General features: G+C 60.2%; 31 protein-coding genes and 2 tRNA genes. 22 read left to right on the top strand and 11 right to left on the bottom strand.

What is annotated here, in order from left to right:
* The first annotated feature begins 241 nt into the window (after positions 1–241).
* From V5N12_RS11690 to V5N12_RS11680, 3 genes are read left to right on the top strand one after another with little or no spacing between them, the layout of a single operon-like run.
* On the top strand, positions 242–1,513 hold the full coding sequence (locus V5N12_RS11690) for an alkaline phosphatase family protein (protein ID WP_332899344.1): 1,272 nt from the start codon (positions 242–244) through the stop codon (positions 1,511–1,513).
* 60 nt (positions 1,514–1,573) lie between these two features.
* Positions 1,574–2,728: a chorismate synthase gene (gene aroC, locus V5N12_RS11685; protein WP_332899343.1), complete on the top strand. Its 1,155-nt coding sequence runs from the start codon at positions 1,574–1,576 to the stop codon at positions 2,726–2,728.
* On the top strand, positions 2,728–3,360 hold the full coding sequence (locus V5N12_RS11680; protein ID WP_332899342.1) for a uracil-DNA glycosylase: 633 nt from the start codon (positions 2,728–2,730) through the stop codon (positions 3,358–3,360). Before aroC ends, V5N12_RS11680 begins: the two co-directional genes overlap by 1 nt.
* Before the next feature lies 1 nt (position 3,361).
* Here the strand turns inward: V5N12_RS11680 and V5N12_RS11675 are convergent, their stop codons facing one another.
* A complete protein-coding gene (locus tag V5N12_RS11675) occupies positions 3,362–3,565 on the bottom strand; it encodes a hypothetical protein (RefSeq protein WP_332899341.1) in 204 nt (67 codons plus the stop codon).
* A gap of 139 nt (positions 3,566–3,704) precedes the next feature.
* Here V5N12_RS11675 and hutH point away from each other — a divergent pair, with 139 nt between their 5' ends.
* From hutH to V5N12_RS11660, 3 genes are all read left to right on the top strand, one after another.
* On the top strand, positions 3,705–5,279 hold the full coding sequence (gene hutH, locus V5N12_RS11670) for a histidine ammonia-lyase (RefSeq protein ID WP_332899340.1): 1,575 nt from the start codon (positions 3,705–3,707) through the stop codon (positions 5,277–5,279).
* Positions 5,280–5,339: 60 nt separating this feature from the next.
* Complete coding sequence (locus V5N12_RS11665; RefSeq protein ID WP_332899339.1) at positions 5,340–6,095, top strand: hypothetical protein; 756 nt, start codon at positions 5,340–5,342, stop codon at positions 6,093–6,095.
* A 44-nt stretch (positions 6,096–6,139) separates the two neighbouring features.
* Positions 6,140–6,223, top strand: a tRNA-Ser gene (locus V5N12_RS11660).
* 403 nt (positions 6,224–6,626) lie between these two features.
* Here the strand turns inward: V5N12_RS11660 and V5N12_RS11655 are convergent.
* Positions 6,627–7,043 (bottom strand): ester cyclase, encoded by a 417-nt coding sequence (locus V5N12_RS11655; RefSeq protein WP_332899338.1) that lies wholly within the window; start codon positions 7,041–7,043, stop codon positions 6,627–6,629.
* A gap of 191 nt (positions 7,044–7,234) precedes the next feature.
* On the opposite strand from V5N12_RS11655, the gene V5N12_RS11650 reads away from it, so the two are divergent.
* Complete coding sequence (locus V5N12_RS11650; protein ID WP_332899337.1) at positions 7,235–8,539, top strand: RimK family alpha-L-glutamate ligase; 1,305 nt, start codon at positions 7,235–7,237, stop codon at positions 8,537–8,539.
* A gap of 9 nt (positions 8,540–8,548) precedes the next feature.
* Here the strand turns inward: V5N12_RS11650 and V5N12_RS11645 are convergent, their stop codons facing one another.
* Together V5N12_RS11645 and V5N12_RS11640 are read right to left on the bottom strand one after the other, a co-directional pair.
* Positions 8,549–9,325, bottom strand: coding sequence for an HpcH/HpaI aldolase family protein (locus V5N12_RS11645; protein WP_332899336.1), 777 nt, complete (start codon positions 9,323–9,325; stop codon positions 8,549–8,551).
* Positions 9,326–9,368: 43 nt separating this feature from the next.
* Entirely contained in the window at positions 9,369–10,019 is a 651-nt protein-coding gene (locus tag V5N12_RS11640; RefSeq protein WP_332899335.1) for a helix-turn-helix domain-containing protein, read from the bottom strand.
* A gap of 133 nt (positions 10,020–10,152) precedes the next feature.
* Between V5N12_RS11640 and V5N12_RS11635 the strand changes: the two genes are divergently transcribed.
* A complete protein-coding gene (locus tag V5N12_RS11635; RefSeq protein WP_332899334.1) occupies positions 10,153–10,473 on the top strand; it encodes a DUF5785 family protein in 321 nt (106 codons plus the stop codon).
* A gap of 1 nt (position 10,474) precedes the next feature.
* Here V5N12_RS11635 and udk read toward each other — a convergent pair whose 3' ends face one another.
* Positions 10,475–11,134: a uridine kinase gene (gene udk, locus V5N12_RS11630; protein ID WP_332899333.1), complete on the bottom strand. Its 660-nt coding sequence runs from the start codon at positions 11,132–11,134 to the stop codon at positions 10,475–10,477.
* Positions 11,135–11,276: 142 nt separating this feature from the next.
* Here udk and V5N12_RS11625 point away from each other — a divergent pair, with 142 nt between their 5' ends.
* From V5N12_RS11625 to V5N12_RS11610, 4 genes are all read left to right on the top strand, one after another.
* Positions 11,277–11,792, top strand: coding sequence for a redoxin domain-containing protein (locus V5N12_RS11625; protein ID WP_332899332.1), 516 nt, complete (start codon positions 11,277–11,279; stop codon positions 11,790–11,792).
* A 62-nt stretch (positions 11,793–11,854) separates the two neighbouring features.
* On the top strand, positions 11,855–12,625 hold the full coding sequence (locus tag V5N12_RS11620) for a GTP cyclohydrolase III (RefSeq protein WP_332899331.1): 771 nt from the start codon (positions 11,855–11,857) through the stop codon (positions 12,623–12,625).
* A gap of 75 nt (positions 12,626–12,700) precedes the next feature.
* Complete coding sequence (locus V5N12_RS11615; protein WP_332899330.1) at positions 12,701–13,249, top strand: CBS domain-containing protein; 549 nt, start codon at positions 12,701–12,703, stop codon at positions 13,247–13,249.
* Between the two features lie 96 nt (positions 13,250–13,345).
* Positions 13,346–14,710: an ABC transporter substrate-binding protein gene (locus V5N12_RS11610; protein WP_332899329.1), complete on the top strand. Its 1,365-nt coding sequence runs from the start codon at positions 13,346–13,348 to the stop codon at positions 14,708–14,710.
* 191 nt (positions 14,711–14,901) lie between these two features.
* On the opposite strand, the gene V5N12_RS11605 is transcribed toward V5N12_RS11610, so the two are convergent.
* The 4 genes from V5N12_RS11605 to V5N12_RS11590 are packed head-to-tail and all read right to left on the bottom strand — an operon-like array spanning position 14,902 to position 18,707.
* Positions 14,902–15,609 carry an ABC transporter ATP-binding protein gene (locus V5N12_RS11605; RefSeq protein ID WP_332899328.1) on the bottom strand — a complete coding sequence of 236 codons (708 nt, stop codon included), beginning with the start codon at positions 15,607–15,609 and terminating at the stop codon, positions 14,902–14,904.
* Entirely contained in the window at positions 15,606–16,427 is an 822-nt protein-coding gene (locus V5N12_RS11600) for an ABC transporter ATP-binding protein (protein ID WP_332899327.1), read from the bottom strand. Before V5N12_RS11600 ends, V5N12_RS11605 begins: the two co-directional genes overlap by 4 nt.
* On the bottom strand, positions 16,420–17,751 hold the full coding sequence (locus V5N12_RS11595; protein WP_442904978.1) for a branched-chain amino acid ABC transporter permease: 1,332 nt from the start codon (positions 17,749–17,751) through the stop codon (positions 16,420–16,422). The genes V5N12_RS11600 and V5N12_RS11595 overlap by 8 nt, the downstream gene beginning before the upstream one ends.
* 11 nt (positions 17,752–17,762) lie before the next feature.
* Positions 17,763–18,707 (bottom strand): branched-chain amino acid ABC transporter permease, encoded by a 945-nt coding sequence (locus V5N12_RS11590; RefSeq protein WP_442904977.1) that lies wholly within the window; start codon positions 18,705–18,707, stop codon positions 17,763–17,765.
* 417 nt (positions 18,708–19,124) lie between these two features.
* Between V5N12_RS11590 and V5N12_RS11585 the strand changes: the two genes are divergently transcribed.
* From V5N12_RS11585 to V5N12_RS11575, 3 genes are all read left to right on the top strand, one after another.
* The gene (locus V5N12_RS11585) at positions 19,125–20,321 is read left to right on the top strand and encodes a phosphoglycerate kinase (RefSeq protein WP_332899324.1); all 1,197 of its coding nucleotides are present in this window, start codon (positions 19,125–19,127) and stop codon (positions 20,319–20,321) included.
* Entirely contained in the window at positions 20,321–20,803 is a 483-nt protein-coding gene (locus V5N12_RS11580) for a GNAT family N-acetyltransferase (protein ID WP_332899323.1), read from the top strand. Before V5N12_RS11585 ends, V5N12_RS11580 begins: the two co-directional genes overlap by 1 nt.
* 11 nt (positions 20,804–20,814) lie before the next feature.
* Positions 20,815–20,888, top strand: a tRNA-Thr gene (locus tag V5N12_RS11575).
* Positions 20,889–20,920: 32 nt separating this feature from the next.
* On the opposite strand, the gene V5N12_RS11570 is transcribed toward V5N12_RS11575, so the two are convergent.
* Entirely contained in the window at positions 20,921–21,088 is a 168-nt protein-coding gene (locus V5N12_RS11570) for a hypothetical protein (protein WP_332899322.1), read from the bottom strand.
* Between the two features lie 561 nt (positions 21,089–21,649).
* Between V5N12_RS11570 and V5N12_RS11565 the strand changes: the two genes are divergently transcribed.
* From V5N12_RS11565 to V5N12_RS11545, 5 genes are all read left to right on the top strand, one after another.
* Positions 21,650–22,399: a CPBP family intramembrane glutamic endopeptidase gene (locus V5N12_RS11565; protein ID WP_332899321.1), complete on the top strand. Its 750-nt coding sequence runs from the start codon at positions 21,650–21,652 to the stop codon at positions 22,397–22,399.
* A 41-nt stretch (positions 22,400–22,440) separates the two neighbouring features.
* Entirely contained in the window at positions 22,441–22,635 is a 195-nt protein-coding gene (locus tag V5N12_RS11560) for a XapX domain-containing protein (RefSeq protein ID WP_332899320.1), read from the top strand.
* A 34-nt stretch (positions 22,636–22,669) separates the two neighbouring features.
* Entirely contained in the window at positions 22,670–23,011 is a 342-nt protein-coding gene (locus tag V5N12_RS11555; protein WP_332899319.1) for a DsrE family protein, read from the top strand.
* A gap of 86 nt (positions 23,012–23,097) precedes the next feature.
* Positions 23,098–23,379, top strand: coding sequence for a PadR family transcriptional regulator (locus V5N12_RS11550; protein WP_332900096.1), 282 nt, complete (start codon positions 23,098–23,100; stop codon positions 23,377–23,379).
* Positions 23,380–23,393: 14 nt separating this feature from the next.
* On the top strand, positions 23,394–23,912 hold the full coding sequence (locus V5N12_RS11545) for a DsrE family protein (protein ID WP_332899318.1): 519 nt from the start codon (positions 23,394–23,396) through the stop codon (positions 23,910–23,912).
* Here the strand turns inward: V5N12_RS11545 and V5N12_RS11540 are convergent, their stop codons facing one another.
* Entirely contained in the window at positions 23,913–24,527 is a 615-nt protein-coding gene (locus V5N12_RS11540) for a metal-dependent hydrolase (RefSeq protein ID WP_332899317.1), read from the bottom strand.
* Positions 24,528–24,631: 104 nt separating this feature from the next.
* On the opposite strand from V5N12_RS11540, the gene V5N12_RS11535 reads away from it, so the two are divergent.
* On the top strand, positions 24,632–25,279 hold the full coding sequence (locus V5N12_RS11535) for a hypothetical protein (protein ID WP_332899316.1): 648 nt from the start codon (positions 24,632–24,634) through the stop codon (positions 25,277–25,279).
* A 44-nt stretch (positions 25,280–25,323) separates the two neighbouring features.
* A complete protein-coding gene (locus V5N12_RS11530) occupies positions 25,324–26,706 on the top strand; it encodes a hypothetical protein (protein WP_332899315.1) in 1,383 nt (460 codons plus the stop codon).
* The last annotated feature ends 23 nt before the right edge of the window (positions 26,707–26,729 follow it).

The following is a 26,729-nucleotide window of genomic DNA, read 5'->3' as shown; positions in this document are numbered from 1 at the left end:
CCTCACGTGCACGGTCTTTCGGGTTTTCAACTATCGCTGTAGTTGATGGAGTTTCGTGCTGAACGCTCGTCTCAGATCCGTTTAGGTCTGTGGCCGGTGTCCCGCCAAGACAGCCAGCACACGCGACAAGGAGGAACACAACAAAAATTCTACATATCATTGACCAGTCTTCTCACCGGCACGTGAAATGTTTTCTGCCTAACCGGAATCCTCTTTTCGCTCCCTCGTCCACGTGGTGTCAATGCGACAGGACGACGTTGCCGCCGACCTCCGCGACCGGTTCTTGGGAGACGGTTTTCTGTTTCCGGACTACGCAGACTACTCCTTTGCGAACGTCCCGAATACGATTCTTTCACTCTTTGACGCGCCGACGCATCGTACCCTCCCGAACGACGTGTTCGCGGGTGTCGAGACGGACGTGGAGAACGTCGTCGTGGTGCTCGTCGACGGTTTCGGCTACGAACAGTGGGCGCGCGACCAGCACAAACACGGCTTTCTCGATAGTCTCACCGAGCAGGGGACGGTGACGCCGCTCACTTCCACCTATCCCTCCGAAACCTCGGCCGCCATAACGACCGTTTCGACGGGCACCCAGCCGGTCGAACACGGCCTACTCGGCTGGTTTCAGTACTACGAGGAACTTTCAGAGGTGCTTCTGACGCTCCCGTTTTCGACCCTCGACGGCGAGTACGCCCCCGAGAAATTCGACGGGCTTGATGGTCGGTTCCTCTTCTCGCCGCCCGAACAGACGGTGTACGAACGTGCCCGCGAGGTTGGCGTCACGCCGACCGTGGTAATGCCAGAGCGCATCTCTCGGTCTGAACACTCGAAACTCGCCATGGCTGGCGCGGACGTGTCGGGGTACGGCGACCTCGCGCACATGGGTCGGCTCGTCCGCAAAACGCTCGAATCGGCGGCTGGACCGAGTTACACCTACGCCTACGTTCCGCACGTCGATGGGGTTTCTCACCAGCACGGCACAAAGTCGCCCGAGTACGAGAAGATGGTCTCGAAAGTCACGGGACACATCCAGCGCGAACTCGTCGAACGCGTGGCTCCCGAGGTGGCAGCAAACACGCTCCTCGTCGTCACCGCAGACCACGGCCATCTCGATACAGACCCCGAGACGAACGTTGACCTCGACACTATCGACGGACTCGGAGAGCACCTGAAACGCGGCCCCGACGGCGAACCAATCCCCGCGGTCGGCAGCGGGCGCAACCTCCAGTTCCACGTCCGTGAGAGGCACGTCGAATCGTTGCGAGAACTGCTCGAAGCCAAACTGGACATGCTGACGTTCGACCGCGAGGAGTACACGGCGCGTGGGTTGTTCGGCGACCGCGACCCGTCGGCGCACTTCGAAGCCCACGCCCCCGACCTCGTGGCCGTTCCGCGCAACAAACTCGTCTGGTACGACGACGGTGAACTTGACCAAATCGGCTCACACGGCGGGCTGACCCCCGACGAAATGCTCTGCCCGTTTGCGATTTGCCGTCTTTCCGACCTCCAGTAAGCGGCAACTTTGCGCCACGTCCTGAAAACACTAAATGTGCGGCCACCTGAGTGGCCTGCAATGAACGGTAACGAATTCGGTCGACTCTTCCGCGTCACCACCTACGGCGAGAGCCACGGCGACGCGATGGGGGTCACCGTCTCCGGGTGTCCTGCCGGGCTGGAATTGGTTGAAGAAGACATTCAAGGCGACTTAGACCGCCGCAAACCCGGCCAGTCGATGATTACGACGAGCCGCGGCGAACCCGATGAAGTGAAAATCCACAGCGGCGTCCAAGACGGCTACACTACCGGCACGCCCATCGGGATGACGATTCAGAACAAAGACGCTCGCTCGGGGAAGTACGAGCCCTTCATCACCGCACCACGCCCGAGCCACGGCGATTTCACCTACTCTGCGAAGTTCGGCACGCGCAATTGGGGCGGCGGCGGGCGCTCATCTGCTCGTGAGACAGTCAACTGGGTTGCCGCGGGCGCGATTGCGAAGAAGCTTCTCGCCACCCAAGACATTCAGGTGAAAGCCCACGTCAACCAAATCGGCGACGTTGTTTCGCCCGACGTAAGTTTCGAGGAGATGCTCGAACACGCAGAAGAAAACGAGGTGCGCTGTGCGCATCCCGAAACCGCAGCCGAGATGCGCGACCTCATCAACAAGTACCAAGAAGAAGGCGACTCCATCGGCGGCAGCGTCTACTTTGAGGCTCAGGGCGTGCCACGCGGCCTCGGCGCACCGCGCTTCGATTCGTTCTCCGCCCGTCTTGGCCAAGCAATGATGGCCGTCCCGGCCGCTTCTGCCTTCGAATTCGGCCTCGGGCGCGAGGCGCGAACCTACACTGGGTTCGAACGCAACGAAGATTGGATGTTCGACGAGAACGGCGACCCAACGCCTGTCGGCAACGACCACGGCGGGATTCAAGGCGGCATCACGACCGGCCAGCCAATCTACGGCGAGGTGACGCTCCACGCGCCAACGTCCATCCCGAAAACCCAGACGACGGTTGACTGGGAGACCGGCGAGGAGAAACAGGAGAAGGTCATCGGCCGCCACGACCCCGTCCTGCCACCGCGCGGCGTGCCCGTGGTCGAAGCGATGCTCGCGCTCACGATTCTCGATTACATGCTGCTCTCCGGGCGCATGAACCCAGACCGCCTCGACGGGAAGGTCGGCGAATACGACACCGACTACCACCCACGCAACCCGGCAAACATCGAGTGATGGCGGCGAACCCCGACAACCTCCAGAACCCGTTCAACATGGACGAGGCGTGCGCGAACTGCGACGCGCTCTGTGAGACCCGGACGAACGTGGTTCATGGCTACGGCGACGTGTCCGCTGAGTTCGTTTTCGTCGGCGGCCAGCCAAGCGCAGGCGCAGACGAGACGGGTATCCCCTTTACCGGCGACGCAGACGGCGAGCGCGTCCAAGAACTCCTCGGACGCGTTGGCTTCAGCGACTCACCCGCGGACACCACCGAACCGTCGCTCGAAAACGTCTTTCTCACCTACGTCACCCGGTGTCGCCACCCCGAGCGCGGGCCGACTGACACAGAGCGCATGGCCTGTGACGGCTATCTGACCGCAGAATTGCGGATGATAAACCCCCAACTCATCATCCCCGTCGGCCAAGAAGCGCTCTCGGCGCTCGCCTTCGAGTACACGACGAAAAAGCCCGACGACCTCGACATCGAAGCGTGTCACGCCACGACCCTCCGCGGGCGGGGCTTCGAGTTGATTCCGATGCTCGCTCCTGAAAACATGGACGACGACGAGTACGAAGCGTTCGTCGAACACCTCTCGGCTGAGATGGGCCGCGACTACCGCCAGACGAAAGGCCGACGCGGGCGCTGAGTCACCAGTACGGATTGGCGAGCCACGCCGCGGATTTTCGTGCAACCACGATGACGGCGAGGACGCTCCCGCCGACGAGGCCGAGCGTCACGAGCGCGGCCGGATTTGTGAGTTCGCCGTTGAGGCCGAGGCTGACGAGCGCGCCGAGCAAGAACAGTCCAGTCAAAAAGAGGACGAGTCGAACGAGCCACTGTTGCCACGTCATGTGCGAACTCGCGCGCGGCGAGCACATAACTGTGCGGGCTTTCTGTTTTCTCCGCTCTCAAATGCCTCGAAAACGACTTCACGGTCTGTCGTGATTCTCACACTATGCATGGCGAATCTCTCTGTGTAGGTGGAACGCGATGAGCGACCCGATTACGCTCGATGGAGCCTCGCTAACGCCGGAGGCCGTCGCGCGCGTGGCCCGCGAGGATGTCTCAGTCGTCGTCTCCGACGAGGCTCGTGAGGCCGTCCGCGCCGCCCGCGAGCGGGTTGCCGACGTGGTCGATGCCGGAGACGCAGTCTACGGCGTGAACACCGGCTTTGGCCAACTCGTGAACGAACGCATCCCGCGCGAGGACATCGAACAACTCCAGACCAATCTCATTCGGAGTCACGCCGCGGGTGCGGGCCGCGAACTCAGCCGAGAGGAGGTACGAGCGATGATGCTCACGCGCATCAACGCGCTCGTGAAAGGCTTCTCTGGCATCCGAGAAATCGTCCTCGACCACCTCGTGACGATGCTGAACGAAGGTGTCCACCCCATCGTGAAATCGCGCGGGAGTCTCGGCGCGAGTGGTGACCTCGCCCCCCTCGCGCACATGGCGCTCGTGCTCCTCGGCGAGGGCGAAGCACACGTCGATGGCGAACGGCTGAGCGGGGCTGAGGCACTCGCCCGTGTCGGCCTCGAACCGCTCACGCTCGCGTCGAAAGAAGGCCTCGCGCTCATCAACGGAACGCAGCTTACCGTCGGCCTCGGCGCGTTGCTCGTCGTGGACGCAGAATCGTTGCTCCGCGCTGCTGACACGGCGGGGGCACTCACCACGGAAGTGACGATGGGAACCACCGCCTCGTGCGACCCGGCGCTCTCTGCGGTGCGCCCACACCCCGGACAGGCGGCGTCTGCGCGGAACGTAAAACGCCTGACTGCGGAGTCAGAAATTGTCGAATCCCACCGCAACTGCGACCGCGTGCAGGACGCCTACTCGATTCGGTGTCTCCCGCAGGTCCACGGCGCAGTCCGCGAGGCCGTCCGCCACCTTCGAGAGACAGTGGGAATCGAACTCAACAGCGCGACCGACAACCCGCTCATCTTCCCCGGTGGGCAAGTGGATTCACGGGCCAGCGGCACGGAATCTGCGGCCGTGCTCTCGGGTGGGAACTTCCACGGCGAAGTCCTCGCACTCCGGCTCGATTACGTCGCAAACGCGCTCACCGAACTCGCCGCAATCAGCGAGCGGCGCACCGACCGCATGGTGAATCCGAACATCCAAGAGGACTACCTGCCGCCGTTCCTGACCGAACATAGCGGCCTGCGCTCGGGGCTGATGATTGCCCAGTACACCGCCGCCTCGCTGCTCAACGAGTGTCGCTCATTCGGTCGCGCCTCTGCGGACAACACGCCTGTGAGCGGCAACCAAGAAGACCACGTGAGCATGAGCGCGCAGGCGGCCCACAACGCCCGAAAAACGCTCGAAAACGCGCGGATGGTCCTCGCCGTCGAGCTGCTCTGTGGCGCACAGGCCGCGGAGTTCATCGAAGACGACCTCGCCCACGGCGTCGGCACCGCCGCCGCCTACGATGTGATTCGAGACGTCGTCTCCCCGCTCACCGACGACCGAGAACTCCACATCGACATGGCCGCCGTCGATGACCTGCTCAAAGCCGGTGTGCTGGACGACGCCCTCGCCGTGGCGCTTTCTGAGCCGTTAGAATGACCCCGTAGCTACGGAGCGCCAAGCGGCGGGTTCAAGGGTTCGCCGGACGCAGGTTTTTCCATGACGACGGTTGCCGTTCTCGCAGACCCACCGCGACCGGGACTCGTGCTCACTGAGCTGGCAGCGACGACGCCACTCAGCGAAGAAGAGACCGCAGACCTCTACGCTGCCATGCTGAAAGACGTGCTTCGCGCCGTCGAGAACAGCGGCGGCGAGTTGCTCGTGAACTACCGCGCAGACGAGGATTTGCCGGAGGAACACCAGACGGCGCAGTCGGTCGAGTCGGAACTCCGCGACATCGCAGACGAGTGTCTCAACTCGCCTGCAGACGCTCGATTCGAGGTGCAAGTCGGGCAAACGTTCTCCGGGCGCGTCGGGAACACGCTCACCCACCTGCTCGACCGCGAAGACGTCCAGACTGCGGCAGCGGTTGAACCCACCGCAATGTTCCTCACGCGCAAGGAAATCGACAACGGGGCGATGAAACTCCGCCGCCATCCCGTGATTCTCGGCCCATCCACTGACGGGCGAGTCTACTACGCAGGGTTTGACGACCCTATCAACTTCGAGGCGGCGTACACTCAACCGGCGGTCGAGACGCTCACCGACCGCGGGCTGGACGCTGGCTTTGAGGTCGATTTCCTGCCGAACCTCCCCGTGGTGGAGACGGCTTCAGACCTCGTGACGGCGCTCACGCTCATCAACGCGCGAAAGAAGGCCGGGCGCATCTATCCTCGACATGCTGCGGCCTTCTTTGATGACATCGGCCTGACGGTCGTTGCAGAGGACGGCGACCTCGTTCTCTCGCGCGACTGAAAAGCGACAGGCCTTAATCGGATGACGCGGTATGACGGACTGTTGGTGAGATGGCAGAGTGGCCAAATGCGCCAGTCTTGAAAACTGGTAGCCGCAAGGCTTCATGGGTTCAAATCCCATTCTCACCGCCTTTTGCGACGAACATCACCGGCGAGCACCGCGTAGCGTGTGCTCGCCACTCCGTGAGGAGCAAAGCGTGAATCGCGGAATTTGAAGTAAGGAGTGGAGCGAGCGCCAGCGAGCGAAATGACTGAAGTTCAAATCCATTTTCACCGTCATTGCGCGGCGCATGAACGCGCCGCGAAGGACTTGTTCGAATGGATTTGAATCAGGTCGCAACAAAGTTGCGACCGTGGTTCAAACTACGGGGCGGAAGAGCCGCCCCGAGGCGCGCAAACGCGAAGCGTTTGCGCACTCCCATTCTCACCGCCTTTTACCGCGAACACCTCCACAGAGCGACGCGAAGCGTTCGCTCTGCACTCGGTGAGCGTGAAAAGCGTGAACCGCGGGATTCGACCGACGGCTGGACAGTTACTCCCACACGCCGACTTGTTCGAGTATTGCCAGCGAGTTTATTGCGTTCCATGCTTCGACGATTTCCTCATCCTCGATACGATGGGAGATGAGTCCGTGAATTTCGAACGGCCGTCCTGTCGGCTTGAAGCCGCGGTACTCACCCTCCATTGTCCCGCCAATCACAAACCGTGTTACCACCATGTCGCCTTCGGTGATGGATTCCATGACGCGAACGTGGAGGTCTGGGAAAGCGGTTCTAATCAGCAGTAGGTATGCTTTCCACGAGTCGATTTCGTGGTCTTTTCCGAACGCATCAACGAACATCGCGTCGGTTGAATAAATCTCGTCTAGCTGATCCACGTCACCGTCGTTCCAAATCTGGAGGTCGCGCTGAGCCAGACTCTCGGGAGTCCGTTGTGCAATTGAGCTCATTATCTATCGGTCAGTCCACAGCGCGGACATGACTAGCGCTGAATACGCCTGTTGAGGGAATAGAAGTTTTCACAGGTTTTCCGTACGGTTCTCTGGTAACGTCTCCGAACGACCGCCACGCCAGTCACCCGGAGCGCGCTTAATATCGTTTCGGAGATTGATTCAAGTGTCGTGAGTTTCTAAATCAAGCCATGACGAAAGCCGGACGGCTCCGAATTGGCGTGTTGAGCCTCCATACCTCGAAAGAGACGAAGGCGATTCTCAACGCCATCGAAGCATTGGGCCACGACCCGGAGTGGCTCCGGCGCGACAACATCGAGGTTCGAATTCGAGAAGGGCAGGCGACGCTCGATCCGGCCGTTGATATTGTCATCAACCGCTTGTTGCTCTCTAAAGCCGACTACGCCACCGAGGCGCTCTGTCTTGCAGACACGGTAAAAGGGCTCGTTCCGGTGCTCAACGACCCGACGAGGGTGCTCACGGCGATGCACAAGTACTCGACGGCGGTGCGCCTTTCCGAAGCGGGGATTCCCGTTCCAGACCAACTGCTCGCGCTCGACCCGGGTCGGTTGAACGAAGCGCGTGGTGAGTTCGACGAGGAGGCGGTGTACAAGACCGCCATCGGGACGCACGGCGGATGGACGTGGAAGGTTTCGTCGGACGAGTTACTCTCGCCCCAGGTCGGCAATCGTTGGGCGTTCTTACAGGAGTTCATCGAAGTCGATGCAGACCGCCACCGCGACCTCCGGGTGTACGTGGTCGGCGACGAGGTTATCGCGGCGATGACGCGCCATGCGCCTGACGGGGATTGGCGGACGAACGTCGCCCTTGGCGGGGACACAGAAGATGCAACCGCCGACCTGCCAGCCGAAGTCAGAGACATTGCGCTGCGAGCCACCGAGGTTATTGGCCTCGACTACGCCGGTATCGACCTCATCTGCGGCGACGACGGCTGGTACGTCCTCGAAGTGAATCCGACCGCGGGATTCAAAGGTCTGTTCGGGGCGACGGGCATCAGCCCCGCACCGTACATCGCTGCACTCGCTATCGAGCGAGCAGGTGGCGAGGTCGAGCCAGAACTCGTCGCGGAACTGGCGACCGACCTCGACGACTCGACGCCGGCGTTCATCACCGAGGAGGCGGTCGAGAATTTGCCCGCAGAGCGTCCGGTTATTGGCTATACGAAAGACGTGACCGTCTACGGCACGTCGGGCGCGAAAACCGTCACCGCAAAGTCAGACACGGGCGCGACGCGGACGAGTATCGACATCTCGTTGGCCGCAGAGATTGGGGCGGGGCCAATCACCGACCGCACGCGCATCGTTTCGGGAAGCAACAAGTCGGGGAAAACACGCCCCGTCGTGGACATCACAATCGATATCGACGGGCGGACGCACACGCTCATGGCGAGCGTCGAAGACCGGAGCCACATGAGCTACCCGGTCATTATCGGCCGCGACATCCTGAAAGACTATCAGGTGGATGTCGGGTCGTAGTCGTTCGTTCTACCGCTCTGCCATCGCGTTGTCAAAGCGCTCTTTTGCGGCCACGCTTCCGGCGAGCATATGGCTCACGTCGATGCCCGCGATGAGGTAATCAAAGCCGAGTGAGAGCCAGTTGTCGATTTGGTCGTTCGTGCTCGCAAGCGTGCCAACCGGCACGTCGTGGGCGTGGGCGGTCGAAAGCACCGACTCCATCGCCTCGTGGAGTTCGTCGCTTTCCCATTCCCCGAACACTGAGAGTGCGCCAGAGAGGTCTGCGGGGCCGATGAACAGCGCGTCGAGGCCGGAGACGGTCGCAATCTCTTCTACGGCATCGAGCCCGGCGCGAGTCTCGATTTGTCCAATCGTCACGAGTTCGTCGTTCGCGCGGGCGACGTACTCCTCGAAGTCGAGGCCGTACTGTGCGGCGCGGCTTGCGGCGATGCCGCGTTCACCCTCAGGGGGATAGCGCGTCGCGCTCACGAACGCTTCGGCGTCGGCGTGGCTTTCGAGCATCGGAACCATGATGCCAGAGACGCCGACGTCGAGCAGGCGCTTGATACGAACGGGGTCGTTCCACGCTGCGCGGACGAACGGTGCGGTGTCGCCCGGTGCGGCATCGACACCACGGACGAGGTCGGTGACGGTCTCAACCGAGTGGGGTGCGTGTTCGGTGTCGATGAGCAGGAAATCATAATCGAGACTTGCCGTAGCTTCTGCGACGGCGGGGTCTGCGAGTGAAATCCAACTGCCACACACTGGTTCGCGGGCTTGGAACGCGGCCCGAAGGTCAGCGGTCATACAGAATGCTCTCGGGGGAACGACTAAAATGTGCCAGTCCATGTCAGCCGAGCAGTCCGGAAACGACGTGTGCCTCGGCTTTGCGGAGGTGTTCATCGACCGTGCTCGGCGCACAATCGAGGTTCTTTGCGAGTTCCTTGTGCGTTGCTCTGCGTGGCACGTCGTAGTAGCCAGACTCGACGGCTGCCTCGAACACTTCGAGCTGCCGGGCCGTGAGCGGTGACAGAACGTCTTCGCGGTCGGGTGCGTAGTCGCCCGCTTGTTCGATGGAAATGTCTATCGCTTCGGGCATCGAGGCGAGGGCGTCCCTGAGTTTGTCGTGGGTTCCAACCACGGTCACGCGAAGGCCCTTCGCGGTGAATTCGAGCGGGCCGTCGATGATGAGAGCGTGGTCGTCAACCAGTGAGACGAGTTCACCGCCGACCTCGTCGGCCTCGACCTGGATGTAGATGTGGAACCGCTCGCCGTCTACGTCGACCAGTTCGTAGGAGCGGACGTCCGGGTGAACGGCGAGCATCGCCGTGAACGAGTCTGCGTCGCCGCGAAGGCGGTAGAGAAGAATGTGCAGGCCATCTGCGAGTAAATCGACGTGCAAGAGCGCTTCTCGGGTGACGTGGGGGTGACACCCGATTGTTTCATCGAGTGGGTGCAGCGCGCGTTCGGTCGGTGCGAGGGTGAAATTGAGGTATTTCATGGGGACACGTCATGCTGGGGGCACTGCTACAGACTCCCGTCACGGTTCTATTTACCATTCTGACAAACCCCTCCAAACGTCCGCCCACCGCCGGAACATAAACCCTTTTGAGAGTCGGGAACTGTCACAACGCATGGACTGGCCCCACGACCCAGACGGTGAGGAAGGCAGCGAGGGCATGCGTAAATACGGCCACGCAATCCTTGCCAAGAAAATCAACGAAGACGAAGACTTCCCGCTCGCCAAAGCTGACTACGTAGCGCAGTACGGCGACCACCCAATTCGCATCAACTACCAGCGCGTCGTAAGCGTCGCGGACATCTTCGAACACGTCCCCGAGGAGAACTTCGCTGACTTCGTCGAGTTCCACAAAGCCGTCGGACGTGGCATGCGTCGAGGTGGCTTCTGGGACTACGATACGAACGTCGAAAACCCCGACAAGCAAAAGGCGTAAGCTATTCTGGCCGACCGGGGCTCGATGCCTCGCGCAACTCCGTCGCCGTCCCGTTGATTTCTGCGTGCACCTTATCCGCGAGCAGGTTCACCGCCACGCGGTTTGCACCCTCAGGAATGATGAGATCTGCGTGTTTTTTCGTTGGTTCGACGAACTGCTCGTGCATTGGTTTGACCGTGTTCAAATACTGTTGGATGACGCCGTCTAAGTCGCGCCCGCGGTCGATGACATCGCGGCGGATGCGCCGAAGGATGCGAACGTCTGCGTCCGTCTCGACGTACACGCGGAGGTCCATCATGTCGTTTAACTGCTCGTCATACAGCGAGAAGATGCCTTCCAAGACGATGACGTCCGTTGGCTGGACGGTGATGCGTTCCTCACGGCGGTTGTGAATCGTAAAATCGTACTGGGGCATCTCGACGTGTTGGCCCTCCATGAGCGCCCCCATGTGCTCGCGAACGAGTTCCCACTCGAAGGCGTTTGGGTGGTCGTAATTGACCTCGGCGCGTTCGTCCATGTCGAGGTGTGAGAGGTCTTTGTAGTAGTTGTCGAGCGGGATGCGGGTGACTGAATCGCCCGCCCCTTCGGTGAGCTCGCGGGCGACAGTCGTCTTTCCGGCACCGGTGCCGCCTGCGATGCCGATGACGAACGAAGGAATCATTGTTTCCGGAGTCGGGTGCCCGGCAGTTTTAATCTGCGGATTTCGGTCGTAGACCCCCCAACGCTGTGCGAATACCCACCACCGCACACGAGGAGGGTGGAAAAGGACCGATTATTTACATGATTGCTGCGATTGTGTTTCTATGCTACAAATGGGGGCACAGGCACCATCTTTCTCGCTGGTCGGTGTCGAGGACGATGCACAAACGACATTCAGCCTCACGGACTACACGGCTGATGGGTCGATAATCCTGCTGTTGTTTTACCCGTTCGACTTCAGCCCGATTTGTACGACTGAACTGTGTAGCATCCGCGACGCAGAGTGGTTTTCGTATACTGAAAACCTCCAAGTGTGGGCAATCTCGACTGACTCTGTCTACTCCCATGCGCAGTTCTCAGAAGAGTACGATATTGGCTTCCCGCTCCTCTCTGATACAGACGGTTCCGTCGCCTCGAAGTACAACGTCTGTTACGACGAGTGGGAAGGCCACAAAAATGTCCTCAAGCGTGCGGTGTTCCTCATCGATAGTGCCGGTACGATTCAGTACTCGTGGGCGACAGACGACGCCTACAACCAACCGGAACTGACTGCGATAAACGAGGCACTTCTCGAAATCGTTTCGTTTCACGAGACGCTCACCGCAGACGACATTCCGTAACCCTCCGTCAAAATCCGCATCGAAAAGAAAGATACGCGCGGACTTCGTAGGGCCGACCAACCGTGACGAATACGCAGGTAACTCTGATTCAAATTGATAACTACGGGCCATGGACGGTCACGCCCGAACCACGCCGTGAAGTTGACCTCCAGACGCTCCAATCGCGGCTGTATGCAGACCTTTCCCAACTGTTTGGCAATCGCGATGGCTACATCTTCTTCAGCCGCTTTGACAACATGATTGCGGTGACCAACGGCCTCTCGGTCGAAGACCACGCACGGATTCAAGAGTCCGTCCGCAACCGCTATCCCGTGACCGTGAGCCTCAGCGTGGCAACCGGGCAATCACCGATTCAGGCGCTCGAAGACGCGACCAGCCAGCTTCAAGACGCGGGGAGCGCACAGGACAAAACACGGAAAGAGATTCTGCGCGGGCGAACCATCGACGAGCAGTTTCGCACCGCAGAAGACGTCCAACTCGCCCACTTCGACGTGAACGACGCGACGGGCCAGTACACAGACCAGTTGAACGAGTTTGACACGTTCATCAACATCGAACAGGGGTACGCCGAGTTGATGCGCTACATGCGCGAAGAAAACGGCGCGCTCTCGTTTTTCGTCGGCGGCGACAACATCATCGCCGTCTGCCCCGACATGGACGAAGCCGCGTATCAAGACGCCATCGACCACGTGCGCGACGCGGTGAACGTCGAACTCAAAGTCGGCGTCGGCAGAGCCCGGTCGCCACAGGATGCGGGCATGGCCGCAAAACACGCGCTCGAAACGTGCAGAGCCACCGGCTCTGCGGTCGAATTCGACTTCGAAAACGCGTAATTACTCACATACGGCGGGCGTATGCTTAAGCGTGCTGGAGGTAGCTTTTAGCCCCAGTGTGTGAAACATTCTCATATGGAAGATACCGTCACGATTCGCGATGTGATGACTCGTGAATTTGTCGGGGTGAGCGAGTCCGATTTGGCCGTCAACACGGCTCAGCTCATCCGCGACGAAGGACAGGGCTGTGCTGTGGTTCTCCGCGGCCAAGAGGTCGTTGGACTCGTCACCGAAGGCGATATGCTTGGTCTGTTTCTCAACGGCAAAGACCCGAGTTCGGCGACCGTCTCTGACGTGATGCACCCCGGTATCGTCACCGTCTCTGATGATTTGCCCGTAGAGGAAGCTGCGAGCATGCTCACGCGGGGGAACGCTGGCCGTCTCATCGTTCTCGAAGGGGCCGAACCTATCGGAATCGTTACCGAAGGTGACTTGGTTACCGCGTCGGTTCTTGGACACCTCGGTTCGGGTGACGAAACCGACGCAGAACCGAACCTCTCCGATGCGGACCCACTGGATACCGAGTATTCGAATCAGAGTATCTGTGAGGTCTGTGGGTCGCTAACCAGAGATTTGGCGAACGTAAACGGGCAGCTTGTTTGCCCCGATTGTCGTGACATTTGACCATCGTTTTTATTTCGACAATAAAGCAAAACCGCGGCAGGGAGTCACATATTCAAGGGTAGTTTTATAAACTTCACGACCAATAGACCGAGTTGTATGGCACCAAATAACGAGCGCCGGAGATTCCTTAAGGGACTTGGCGCAGCAGGGATTGCTGGACTGGCCGGTTGTATCGGCAGTCCGGACGGAGAGGAGACGACGACTACGAGCGGCGGCGGTGGCGGTACCACCACGACCAGCGGCGGTGGCGGCGGTGGCGGGGACGGTTCCCCAGACGTCATCACCGTGATTGGCTACCCAGAGTCGGGTATCCAGCTGTTCCGTGACTACTACAATCTGAGCGACGGGAGCGAACAGATTCTGGTACCTGATGGCCTTCGCTCGAACACCCTCCCAGACCAGGTCGGTAACGACATGGCGAACGTGACCGGGACGGCCCCCGCAGCAGGCGGGCCAAACCAGGAAGCGTTCGACTCGCTGTTCCAAGAGGAGTTCGGCGCAGCACCATCCGTGTTCACCTCCCAGTCGTACGACTCGGTGGCCGTTCTTATCCTCGCAAACGCCGCAGCAGGCGCGAACAGCGGGACGGACATCCGCGACCAGCTCCGTCGCATCGCAAACCCATCCGGCGAAGAGTTCGGTCCGGAGAACTTCGTTGATGCCGTCGAAGCCGCCGCGGCCGGTGACGACATCAACTATCAGGGTGCGTCCTCCGCGGTCAACTTCGACGACAAGGGTGACCCGGCATCCGCAGCCTACGACGTCTGGACGTTCGACCGTGCGAACCAGAGTTCGCCCGCACAGGACACCCAGAACTTCGAGAGCGAGAACCCAGACGGCTCCGGCCCGATGGCCGACTCCGCACCCGGCAGCGACAGCCGCGAAGTAAAGGTCGGAATCCTCCTGCCGGAGACCGGTGACCTCGCCGCAGTTGGTCAGCCAATGATTAATGCTGCCCGCCTGCCCGCACTGCAGGTCAACGACGCTGGCATCAACATTACCGTCGATGCACAGGTTCAAGACACGCAGACGTCGCCTGACTCCGGTGTCGCAGCCGCACAGTCGCTCGTCAACGCAGGCTACCCCGCCGTGTGTGGCTCGGCTTCGTCGGGTGTCAACGTGCCTGTCTCCCAGCAGGTGTTCATCCCGAACAAGGTCGTTGGCTGTTCGCCATCCTCGACGGCATTGTCCGTCTCAAACTTGGATGACGACGACTACATCTTCCGGACGGCTCCATCCGACTTCCTACAGGGTCGCGTCATGGCGCAGGTCGCCTCAGAGCGCCTCGGTGGTTCGTCAGCTGCAACGCTGTTCGTCAACAACGACTACGGCCAGCAACTGTCCGACCGCTTCTCGGAAGTGTTCGAAAGCGAGTTCGGCGGCACCGTCACGAACAAGGTCGCGTTCAACATCGGCGAGTCCTCGTACACGTCGGTCGTCGAACAAGCCCTCGGCCAGTAAATCTACACTTTTTCTTTTGGCACCTGCGGTGTGAGCCGTTGGCTCGGTCTCTTCAGTATCGACCGGTTCGATGGTGCTGGTGTCATCCAATCCAGCAGGTGATGAGCAGGGAACCCATTACGTCGGAAAACGTCGACCTCTTGGCGTTCGCTTTCGGTAAGTACTGAAAAAATGAAAAGCCGAACTCGCGCTTACCCGCCGAGGAACTCTTGGCGCACTTCCTCGTCGCCGAGGAGCGCCTCACCAGTGTCCATGAAGCGGTTTTTGCCGTTTGCGAGGACGTAGCCGCGGTCACACCGGCGCAGCGCCTCTTTCGCGTTCTGCTCGACCATCATGATGGCCGTGCCCGCCTCGTTGATTTCGTCGATTTTGTCGAACATCTCCATCACGAGGTCGGGCGCAAGCCCGGCGGATGGCTCGTCGAGGAGGAGGAGTTCGGGTTCGAGCATGAGCGCCCGACCCATCGCGAGCATCTGGCGCTGGCCGCCAGACATCGTCCCGGCCTTTTGGTCTTTGCGCTCTCTGAGGATTGGGAAGCGCTCGTAGACCGCGTTAAGCGCGTCTTGTGGCAGTTCATCGAGAATGTACGCGCCCATCTCCAGATTCTCTTGAACCGTGAGCGTCGGGAAGATGTTGTCGTTCTGGGGGACGTAGCCGATTCCCTTGTGGATGATATCCTCGGGGTTCAGCCCGGAGATTTCCTCGCCGTTGAACTCCACGGTGCCGCCCATGTGCGTGGTCAGTCCGAAGACGGACTTCATCATGGTCGATTTGCCCGCGCCGTTCGGCCCGACAATCGTCACGTACTCGCTCTCGCCGACGTCCATGTCCACGTCGGTGAGAATCTGTAAGTCCTCACCGTAGCCGGCGTCTAAGTTACGGACTTCGAGCAGGCTCATACCGTCCCTCCGAGGTAGGCTTCGATGACGTCCTCGTTTGCCTTGACCTGCTCCGGTGGGCCTTCGGTAAGCACCTTTCCTTGGTGCATCACGATGACGTGCGAGGTGTTGTTCATGATGAGGTCGATGTCGTGTTCGACAATCAAGAACGTATAGCCTTGCTCGCGCAGTTCGTGGATGTGTTTCAACAGCCGTTTTTCGAGCGACGGGTTCACGCCCGCGAACGGCTCGTCGAGCAGGAGCATGTCGGGGTCGGTGAGTAACGCGCGTGCCAATTCGAGCAGCTTGCGTTGGCCCCCAGAGAGGTTCCCCGCGTACTCCTCTGCGAGGTGGTCGATTTCGAAGAATTCGAGCATGCCCCACGCGCGGTCGAGCAGTTCGTGTTCTTGCATGACCACGTCGTTGCGGGCGAACGGGACGACCGACCGCCAGAGCGCCTCACCCTTCTGGTGTTTCGGGGCGAGCATCATGTTCTCTAAGACGGTCATGTCCGCGAGCTCACGCGCAATCTGGAACGTGCGCACGAGACCACTGTTCGCAATCTCGTGGGCCGGGTGGCCCGTGATGTCGTGGCCGTTGAACTGCACCGTGCCCGCGTCGGGCTTGTGCGTCCCCATGATGAGGTTGAATGTGGTGGACTTCCCCGCCCCGTTCGGTCCGATGAGGCCGGTCATGGTGCCACGTTCGACTTTGAACGTCGCACCGTTTACTGCCTGAATCCCACCGAAGGACTTGTAGAGTCCTTCGACTTCGAGGGGATATTCGGTGAGGTCTGGGCCACTGGCCGTTGACTCCGCTACCTGTTCTGTATCACTCATTGGTCTCACCGCCGTCGGTTGCCGTTGGCTTCTTGGTCGTCTCAGGTCGCCCGAGGTCGATGCTCGCCGCAATCTCCTTGCGGTGGCCGAGCATGCCTTCTGGGCGGTTGTGCATCAGCCAGATGAGCACGATTCCCATGAACACGAGCTGCAGCGTGTTGATGCTGTTCAGCGTATAGACGATGAACGGCATCGGGTCGAGGCTCGAAAACAGCGGGCCAATCGCTTGCCCGAAGTCGGGCGGCCCGCGCGATGGAATGTCGAGTGCGGCATCGAGCAGGTTCTTCACGTAGAGTGGCCCCTGGAACAACACCGCGGCGAACACGGCACCACCGAGGACGCTCCCGGTGTTAGAGCCAGCCCCGCCGATGATGAGGGCAATCCACACGTAGAACGTGATGCGTGGCAGGAAGAAGTTGGGCGTCACTGCACCCGTACTCATCAGCCAGAGGATGCCGCCAAGCCCCATCAGCGCACAGCCGAGCATGAAGGACTTGATTTTAAACCGGTTCGTGTTCTTCCCGAGTGCGTTCGCGGCGTCTTCGTCTTCACGAATTGCCTTGAGGACGCGTCCGAACGGCGATTCACCGGTGCGCTGGAGCAGCCAGTAAAACAGCCCGACGAAGACGAGCAACAGCACGCCGTAGGCGAGGCCGTCGACCACTGGCTTTGGATTCTCCGGCACGACAACTGTAAACGCGCTCACGACGCCGAGATACGCATCCCAGAGGAACAGCGTTTCGAGCAGGGCTTGGAGTGGGTCTTTGAAGTTGAGGATGAGTCCACTACCGCCGCCCGTCCCGGTTTCGTAGCCAAACAGCGTGATGTTCTGGAAGGTTCCAGAGAGGTAGCCGAATCTGACGATTTCAGAGAAGGCAATCGTCACGATTGCGAGATAGTCGGCGCGCAACTTCAACGCGGGTAACGCCACGATGAAGCCGAGCAACGCCGCTGCGGCCATCCCGGCGAGGATGCCAACCCAGATGGGGAGCCCGAGGCCGCCCACCGAGGCCGCACCGCCCTCTGCGGCTATTGGTTTCGAGACCATCGCCATCGTGTAAATTCCGACGGCCATGAAGCCGGCAATCCCGATGTTGAACAGGCCCGTGTACCCCCAGTGGAGGTTGAGCGCGAGCGCCAACAGCGAGAAGACGCCGATGTAGAACGTGAGCTGTGCAACGGCGTTAATCTGTCCGCGAACCTCGAAGCCGAGCAACAACCCGGCGATGATGTAGGCGAAATAGAGTGCGCCTAACACGGCGGCGACTTTGACGATGTCGCGCTCCCAGAGCTCTGCAAGTGCAGAGCGCTCGTTTTCGAGCATCTCTTTTGCGCTCATGCGGTTGCCCTCCCGCTGAACAGCCCACTTGGCTTGAACAGCAAGATAAGAATCATCACGATGAACGCGGATGCCCGGGCGAACTCCGAGGGAATCCAGATGACGGACACGGAGGCCGCGAGGCCAATAACGAGGCCACCGGCAATTGCACCGTACACCGAGCCAATCCCGCCGAGGATGACCGCGGCGAAGATAAGCAAGAGGAGCAACCAGCCGTCGTTGAAGCTAATCGTTCCCTTCCAGAGGATGAACATGTAGCCAGACACGCCGGTGAGTGCGCCACCGATAATCCAGGTTGCCCGAATGACTTCTTCGGTTGGAATACCAGTAATCCGCGCGAGGTCTTTATTGTCAGCCATCGCACGCATCGCCTTTCCGAGCTTCGAGCGCTGGAGAAGGAGGTGGACGCCGAGCATCAACCCGACGCTCGCAACGACCAACGTGATGTCGTGCATGCTGATTCTGACCCCGCCGTCGACGAAGTACGGGGCGACCTCCGGGACGCCGCCTGCGTCTGTCGTTCCGCGCACGTCAGAGCCGAAGACGAACAGGATGAGGTAGCGAATGGCGAAGGCGACCCCGATGCTCGTGATGAGCAGGGCAATGCCTTCTTCTGCCCGCATCGGCCGGTAGACGAAGCGGTCGATAAACAGCGACAGCGCGACTGCCGCCACACCCGCCACAATCATTCCGAGGATGATGGCGAGTGGCGTTTCGGTGATGCCAATACCGAGTTGACCACCGAACACAGAGCCACTCGCACCGACGAGCAACAGCGAGCCGACGTCAGCGCGGCCAAGCCCGGCGACGAGATACGTCGTCGCCCAGCCAGCGAACGCCCCGCTCGTGATGTAGTCGCCGTGTGCGAAGTTTGCGAAGTTCAAAATACTATACGTCATCGAGAGGCCGATACCGGCAAGCCCGATGACGAGACCCTGCATGAGACCGTCCCATACAAGCGTCCCTACCCGCGAAAATTGGATTCGACCTGTCGAGAGACCATCAAACAAGTCGATGATCATCAAGACAACGACGAATCCTACCAGGAGCGCGAGCGGTTGCTCTATGACAAACCGCCGCCCACGCGTGTAAGTTTCTGCTATACCCATTGAGAACGCTCCACATGGATACCGGGTCTTGAATCATCAATAAACCTTTCTTACTTCGGCCGGGTATTTTGACAGATTTATGGTCAACTTTGGAGACAGGTGACCATGTGCGGTGTAATATTCATATGGGTTGTGCGATTCATTGGTTTGGAAAACGTCCATGAACGTTCGTGACGGAGATGCGCGCACCCGTCAGCCCACCGCCCAGAGCAGAAAGGAATTTGTGACGGCGCAACCCAGTCGTGGCTAATGATTCCGACCCTCGACGACCTCTCCGTGGACGGAACCACGATTGGGGTGCGCGTCGACGTCAACAGCCCACTTGCCGACGATGGCTCGCTCGCAGACGATGCACGCATCCTCGCGCACGTAGACACACTCTCAGAACTCCTCTCTCGGGGCGGGCGTGTCGCCATCCTCGCCCACCAGGGTCGGCCGGGTGGCTCTTCCTTTTCCGGGCTCTCTCCCCACGCCGACCGTCTCGACGAACTTCTCGATTTTCCCGTCTCGTACTGCGATGGTAACTTCTCGAAAGAAGCGCGCGACGCCATCGGCGCGCTCGAAAATGGCGAAGCTGTCCTCTTAGAGAACACCCGTTTTTACAGCGAGGAGTACATGGAGTTCGACCCCGAGGTCGCCGGGCAGACCGCACTCGTCGACCGTCTCGTTCCCGTCCTCGACGCCTACGTGAACGACGCGTTCGCCGCTGCCCACCGCTCACAGCCCTCGCTCGTTGGCTTCCCAACCCGTCTTCCCGCCTACGCCGGACGGGTCATGGAGCGGGAAATCGACGTGCTCGGCGACATCGAGAGCGCACCCACACCGCGGGTCTACGCCGTTGGCGGCGCGAAGGTAAACGACTCCATCGACGTCGCAGAGAGCGTCTTAGAACGCGGGCTCGCGGACACCGTGCTCACGACGGGGGTCGTCGGAAACGTGTTTCTCATCGCAAAGGGCGTCGAACTCGGCAAGGCAAGCTCCGAGTTCATCTTAGATGAGGGCTACTGGGACGAAGTAGACCGCGCGGGTCGCCTGCTCGACGCCTACGGCGACAAAATCATCCTCCCCCGAGACGTAGCCGTCGAGCGAAACGGCGAGCGCGCAGAGATTCCGATTGCAGACCTTCCGGCCGCCCCCGACGAACCGGCCCTCGACATCGGCTCGCGGACGGTCGACCTCTACGGCGACATTATGGCGAACGCTGGCACCGTGATTCTGAACGGCCCGGCGGGCGTCTTCGAGATGGAACAGTTCGCGGTCGGCACGAAAGGGCTCTACAACGCGGCGACGAAAGCCAAAAACAGCATCGTCGGCGGTGGCGACACCGCCGCGGCGCTTAGACGTCTCGGCATCGAGGGCTTTACCCACGTCAGCACGGGCGGCGGCGCGGCGCTCAAGATGCTCACCGGCGAGTCACTCCCCGCCATCGAGGTTCTGCGCACCTGATGGAACTTGGAGTTCCGGAACCAGAGGCGGTCGATACGCTTGCAGACCTCTGGGTGGAACTCGCGACCGGCCAGCGCGCGTTCGGATCACACCTGTTTGCCGATGCGAACAGAGACGTCATCCGCGAGGCACTCTCTCGCTTCGTCGTCGCAGACAAACTCATCGTCGCGCGCGAAGCGGGTTCCATCGTCGGTTTCATCATGTTCGACGTGGAAGCCGGGGTCTACCAGCAAGACGTGTCCCGCGGTCTCGTGATGAACATCTACGTCGAACCGGCCTTCCGCGGGCAGGGCATTGGCTCGACGCTCCTCGCCGCCGCGGAGGAGCAGTTACGAGACGCCGGTGCAGAGACCATCGCCCTCGATGTGATGGCCGCAAACGAAGACGCACTCAGATTCTACGAGCGCCACGGCTACACCCTACATCGGGTCGAATTGGAGAAGCACATCGAAAGCGATAATCACTCAAAGGAGAAGGAATAAGCACAGAGTGCGCCAGGAGAGCATGGGCGGTTCATGCACTCGACTTGTAATCGAGACTCCTCGGGTTCGAATCCCGATCCTGGCTTGGTTTTCGGTGCTTCACTCCAGAGCGGACGCTCACACGGCACCGCGACCGACTTGTTCTTCTACGACTGGTTCTTCGAGGAGGTCTACATCGATGTCCGGAGCCATGATGCGACCGATAAGGTAGCGGCCGGCGAGGAACGCGAGCGTCATGACGACGAGCGAAATCACGGTGAGGGTGATAACTACTGATACTGCCATACTGTAACTATCACGGTCAATGGTAAAGAATCTAGTTGTGCGGTGGGCCGTGTGAACTATTTCGCCCACTGTTGATTTCCGCATTCGTTGCACTCGTACAGTGGGTGTGCGGCCGGTTCGTGCCCGACCGGTTCCCATGAGGTGTTCGCTCCAAGCCAATCGCCGACGGTTTTGCAGTTTTCACACTTCATTTCACTCCAGCCCCTCTGCCCGAACCATCACAGTCTATCGTGTTAATTGTTACCATCTACCACTTAATGTATCTCCCAGAGTTACGAGTCGATATGGATGAATATCAGCAGTTTAATGTAGATAGTATTTCACTCGTACGCTGCGTTTTTTGCTAGTAAATTCGCCCTACGTCTGACGATATTGTTATTACCACTGCAGTGGTCAATCTGGTTGCGAAGATATTGTTGGAAAGCGAATCGGTTCACCGCGCTCATCCCCCATACCCCCCGTTCGCAGTGGACTGCCGGGATACGAAATCCCACCCCCTAAACCGCTTTTTGCGTGTCTTCGCGACCGAACCGTTTTGTGAGTCTGTCACCTTACGCTAGTATGACCGCTCCGACACAGCAGACTCGCCCGGTGGTGACGGTGGCGCTTGCCCTCGTCGTCGCGGCCGTCGGGCTTGTGACTGGTGTTGCCCTCTCACTTGGCACGATTGTCTTCCTGTCTTTGGCGGGATTCGAACTTTCTGCGACCCACCTCATCGTCATCTCGCTCGTGATGACCCAAGGAATCGCCTTCGGTGGCGTTGCGCTCGTCTATCTGCGACTGCGTGACCTGCCAACGTCGTTCATCGGCGCGCGGATACCAACGCTCAGAGACCTCGGCTGGGTCGTCGGGGGCTACATTACCGCCATCGCCGCCATCATCCTCGCAGGTCTGTTCGTCTTTTTCACTGGCGTCCAAACCTCCTCAAACCAGGCCGCAGAGCTTGGCATCCAGAATCCGGAAGTCCTGTTGGTGTTGATTCCCGCCTCGTTCCTCCTCATCGGCCCCGGCGAAGAACTCCTCTTTCGGGGCATCGTACAGGGCACCATCCGGCGCGTGCTTGGCCCCGTTCCGGGCGTCATCTTGGCGAGTGCGGTGTTCGCCGCAATCCACTTCGTCGCTCTCACCGGTGGCACGAGCGGCCGACTCGTGAGCATCGCCATCCTGTTCTTCCCGGCGCTCGTCTTCGGTGCGGCCTACGAGCGAACCGGGAATATCGTGGTTCCCTCGCTGATTCACGGCCTCTACAACGCCACGCTGTTCTCGCTGCTGTACGTCTCCATCCAGATGGGACAAATTGGGGCGCTGTAAGAAATCAGCCATCTGAAGGTGGTGGGCCACAGACGACAGATATGGACACCGTAATCGTCATGCTTGCACTCGCAACCGGCTTTGCGACCGGTGCGCTGTTTAGCTTTTTACAGATTCCAATCCCCGCCCCACCGAACCTCGCCGGAATTGCGGGCATCCTCGGCATCTATCTCGGCTTTAAGCTCATCGAACAGGTCGACGTCGGGTTCGACTTGCTCGCTGCGCTTGGCCTCTGAAACAGCAAAGCCGCCAGCCGACGTGAGAGGAGGTATGAACACGGCATTTCATTTCTCCGTCGGTGGCGAAGCCGCGTATGGAACCGTCCTTTCGAACATCGAAAACATACTCGCAGACACCACCGTCCCGGATACGGCAGTCGTCCTCGTCACCAACGGCGACGGGGTCTTTCTTCTCAGAGACGGCGGAACCCACGCCGCCCGAATCACCGCCCTTCACGAACGCGGCGTCTCGTTTCGCGTCTGTTCGAACTCGCTCAAGAGTCGCGCACTGACTGCAAAAGCCCTCCACCCGGCCGCCGAGGTGGTTCCCTCTGGCGGCGGCGAACTCACGCGATTGCAGGCGGCTGGCTACGCCTATATAAAGACGCCGTGAAACCGATAGACACCTTAGACATCGAGAAAGAATCTCTTAGACGGCACATAATAATGTGGATAGCTCGGAGACATATTTCTATGCCAATGAACGACTTGACGGGATTCCAGCGAGACCTCCTGTACGTCATCAGCGGTCACGACAAACCCCACGGCCTCGCCATCAAAGAAGAGGTAGAAGCCTACTACGAAAAGGAGATTCACCACGGACGGCTCTACCCGAACCTCGACACCCTCGTCGACAAGGGCTTCGTAGAGAAGGGCGAACTCGACCGCCGGACGAACTACTATGATCTGAGCGAGAAGGGCCGACGTGCGTTCGAAGAGCGCGAGCAGTGGAAAGCGCAGTACGTAAACCCTTCTGAGTAAGCACTCACCCCCGAATGGAACGCAGACACTTTGTAACCGCGGCAGGCGTGCTGTTTCTCGCAGGCTGTACCAGCAGTGGAGAGTCAGCTACCGATGAACCCACAGACAGCGAGACGACTGACGCGACCACCGATCAGCAGACAGCCGAAGCCACAGAGACAACCGAGACCGAAGAACCCCTTGACATGAGCACCGTCTTCCACCTCCAGAGCGATGGCGCAGAGAACGAGCGAAAAGCCCTCAACAACCTTGCAAACCTTCGGGCTGACGAGACCGTTGATGTAGACGACATCGTCCTCGTGGCGAACAGCCACGCCGTCAACTCCCTCACGAGCGAGGGTTCTGACTATCCAGACCGTATCTCACAGCTCAGAACCGAGCAGAACGTCACGTTTTGTGCGTGTCAGAACTCGATGGACGCCATCGGTATCGCAGAAGACGATCTCTTAGAGGGTGTCAAAATCGTGCCTTCCGGGGTTGGCGAGTTCACCCGACTGCAAGCGATGGGCTACGCCTACATCAAGGTCGCCTAACTACCGCGAAAAGTCCCGAATAAATCGCTCTGGGACGCGGTCTAAGTACTGGTCTGGCACCTGCGGGATGAGGCGCTCTGCCAGATACACCATCTGTTTTCTCACGAGCGCGTAGCCAATCGAGACGACGAGTGCGCCGAGGATGACGTGGTCTATGACACCGTCGTAGAGCCAGAGCGCTGGGAGGCCCATCACGCCTGCGAGGAGCAGGTCTTCTGGCGCACCATCGTAGCGAACCCACCGCCGCGGAACCAGCCACACGCCGTGGAAGTGGTTGTACACCGCGCGGTCCGAGCCGCCTTGCCACGGCTTGAGTTCGAGGCCGCCACCGAAGATGTCCATCACCGAGTGGAGTGCGGCGGCGAGCAGGAAGAACGCGAGTGCAACCGTCCATATCGAAGGCGCATACGCGGCACCGATTGTGGCACCGACTGCCGCAATCGAGAAGTACACCGGGTAATGCAGGGTCTGTCTGTGTCCCCAGTACAGGTCTAAGTCCGGGAACACACCACCAGCGATGCCCGCCGTGACTGCAACTGGTGTGTACTCAGGTGCGAGAAACAGCGTGACAGCGGCCACCATCGCGCCCACAAGCGCGTGGGTCGTTGCCATCATTTGCAAGTTTTGTAGGCCACCCAGCGTATATAGGTATGCTGTCGATATGTCACCATGTAGCACTATGTGGGTGATTTTACCCCTCCCCCGCGTATAATACAGTGATGACGATTGCACAGTTGCACGTATCTCCGCGCCAGCAACGGCAGGTTGGCCACCTCATGCAACTCGCCATTGTCGTTGTGTTCGTCGTTGGCGTGGTCAACCGGAACGTCAGCATCATCGTCAACGCGCTCATCGCGCTTGCGATTACGTTCCTTCCCGCGCTCCTCGAACGCGACTACCGAATTCCGCTGCACCCAGCGCTCACGCTGTGGATTACGCTCGCCGTCCTCCTCCACGCCGTTGGGATGGTCGGGCTCTACTCTACCGTCTGGTGGTGGGACCACGTCACCCACACGCTCTCTGCGACGATTGTCGCGGGGGTTGGCTACACAACCGCTCGCGTCTTCGACAAACACCACGACGTTGTTTCATTCCCACAGCCGTTCTTGTTCGTCTATATTCTGGTGTTCACGCTCGGCTTTGGCGTCTTCTGGGAAGTGCTCGAATTTACGATGCACAGCCTTGCAGACAGCTACGGCTTTGGCCCGCTGCTCATTCAGTACAGCCTCGAAGACACCATCGTCGACCTCCTGTTCGACCTCGTTGGCGCGACACTCGTCGCCATTTTTGGCACCCGCACGCTCGCAGATTTCGCGGACACCGTCGCGGCTGCCCGCGCTCGTGTGCGCGACGTGAGCCGGAGATGAGTTGATTCGCTACCTTCTTTGGTTCGAACCGGTGAACAGAGCATATGTCCCGCCTTCGGCGCGCGCTGCTCTCCACCCTCTTTGTCCTCCTTACGAGCGGCGTCGTGAGTGCGCACGAAGTTGGCGGGTCGCGTTTCGAAGCACCGCTTCCGCTCACACTCCTGTTTGCCGGCGCGGGCGTCACCGTGGCAGTCACGGCTGTCTGGCTTGGTATCTCAGCCCACCAGCCAACGGCAGCCTCGCCAACCCGTCTCACGACGCTCTCGGCGAAGCTTTCCCGCAGCCTCACACTGGCTGGTCGAGTCGGTTTTTTCGCCCTCGTCGTGCTCGCCGTGTTCTGGGGGCTCTTTGGAAAGCAAGCCGGGGCAGAGAATCCCGCGACGGTCTTTAGCTGGTGGGTCTGGCTCAAAGGCGTCGCCATCGTCTCGGTGCTCGTCGGAAGTCCGTGGCGCGTGCTCTCGCCGTGGCGCACGCTCTATCGAGGACTCTCCCGCCTCGAAGGGAGCGACCTTCGTCTCGCGAGGTATCCAGCGCGACTCGCCCATTGGCCCGCAGTCGTGGGATTCTTGCTCGTCGTCGGCATCTTCGAGAATCTGACGCCGATTCCACGAGACCCGCAGGCGACGGCCACGTTCGTCCTCGGCTACACGTTGGTGATGGTGCTCGGTGGGGTCTATTTCGGTGACACCTGGTTCGAGCGCGCGGACTTCTTCGCCGTTCTCTACCGCTTGTTTGGCCGGGTTTCACCGGTTCGATGTTCGCGCACAGAGACCGGCGAAATCCACATCGACAGCCGTCGCCCGTGGGCTGGCTGCCTCGACGCGGCGGGCGACCTGAGCATCGCGGCATTCATCATCGCCACGGTGTACACCGTTAGCTTCGACGGCTTTACGAGCACGCCGGAGTTCCAGTCGCTCTCGACCGGGCTTCGGGGGGCTCTCAACCTCGGTGGAGCCGTCAACATCCTCCTGTTCGTGGCTGGCTTTCTCGGCTTTCTCGCAAGCTACGCGCTCATCGTGATACTCATCACGCGGGCAGGTAGCCGCAATGAGTGGCGCGCCGCCGCCCTCGTGTTTGCCCCGACCATTCTCCCGATTGCGGTGGCGTACGAACTCGCCCACGTCTACCCGTTTGTCCTCGACAACACGGGCCAGTTCGTCGCACTCACCCTCGCCGGAGTCACGGCTGGGCCTGCACCCGCCATCTCGCTTACTGACTGGCTGTCACTCCCCATCTTCTGGGGGTCGCAAGTGCTGCTCATCGTTGTGGGCCACGTCGTCGCCGTCGTCGCCGCCCACGGCGTTGCGATTCGCCGTTACGAGACGCCGACGCTGGCCCAGCGAGCGCACGTTCCGCTCGTCGCGCTGATGGTTGGCTACACCATGCTCTCGCTCTGGATTATCTCGCGCCCCGTCGTAACGGGCTAAGCAGAACACATTTTTCTGCGCGT

It is taken from the genome of Haladaptatus sp. CMSO5, from assembly GCF_036689885.1.
Lineage (GTDB): Archaea > Halobacteriota > Halobacteria > Halobacteriales > Halococcaceae > QDMS2.
This window is presented reverse-complemented; position numbering and strand designations above follow the sequence as displayed.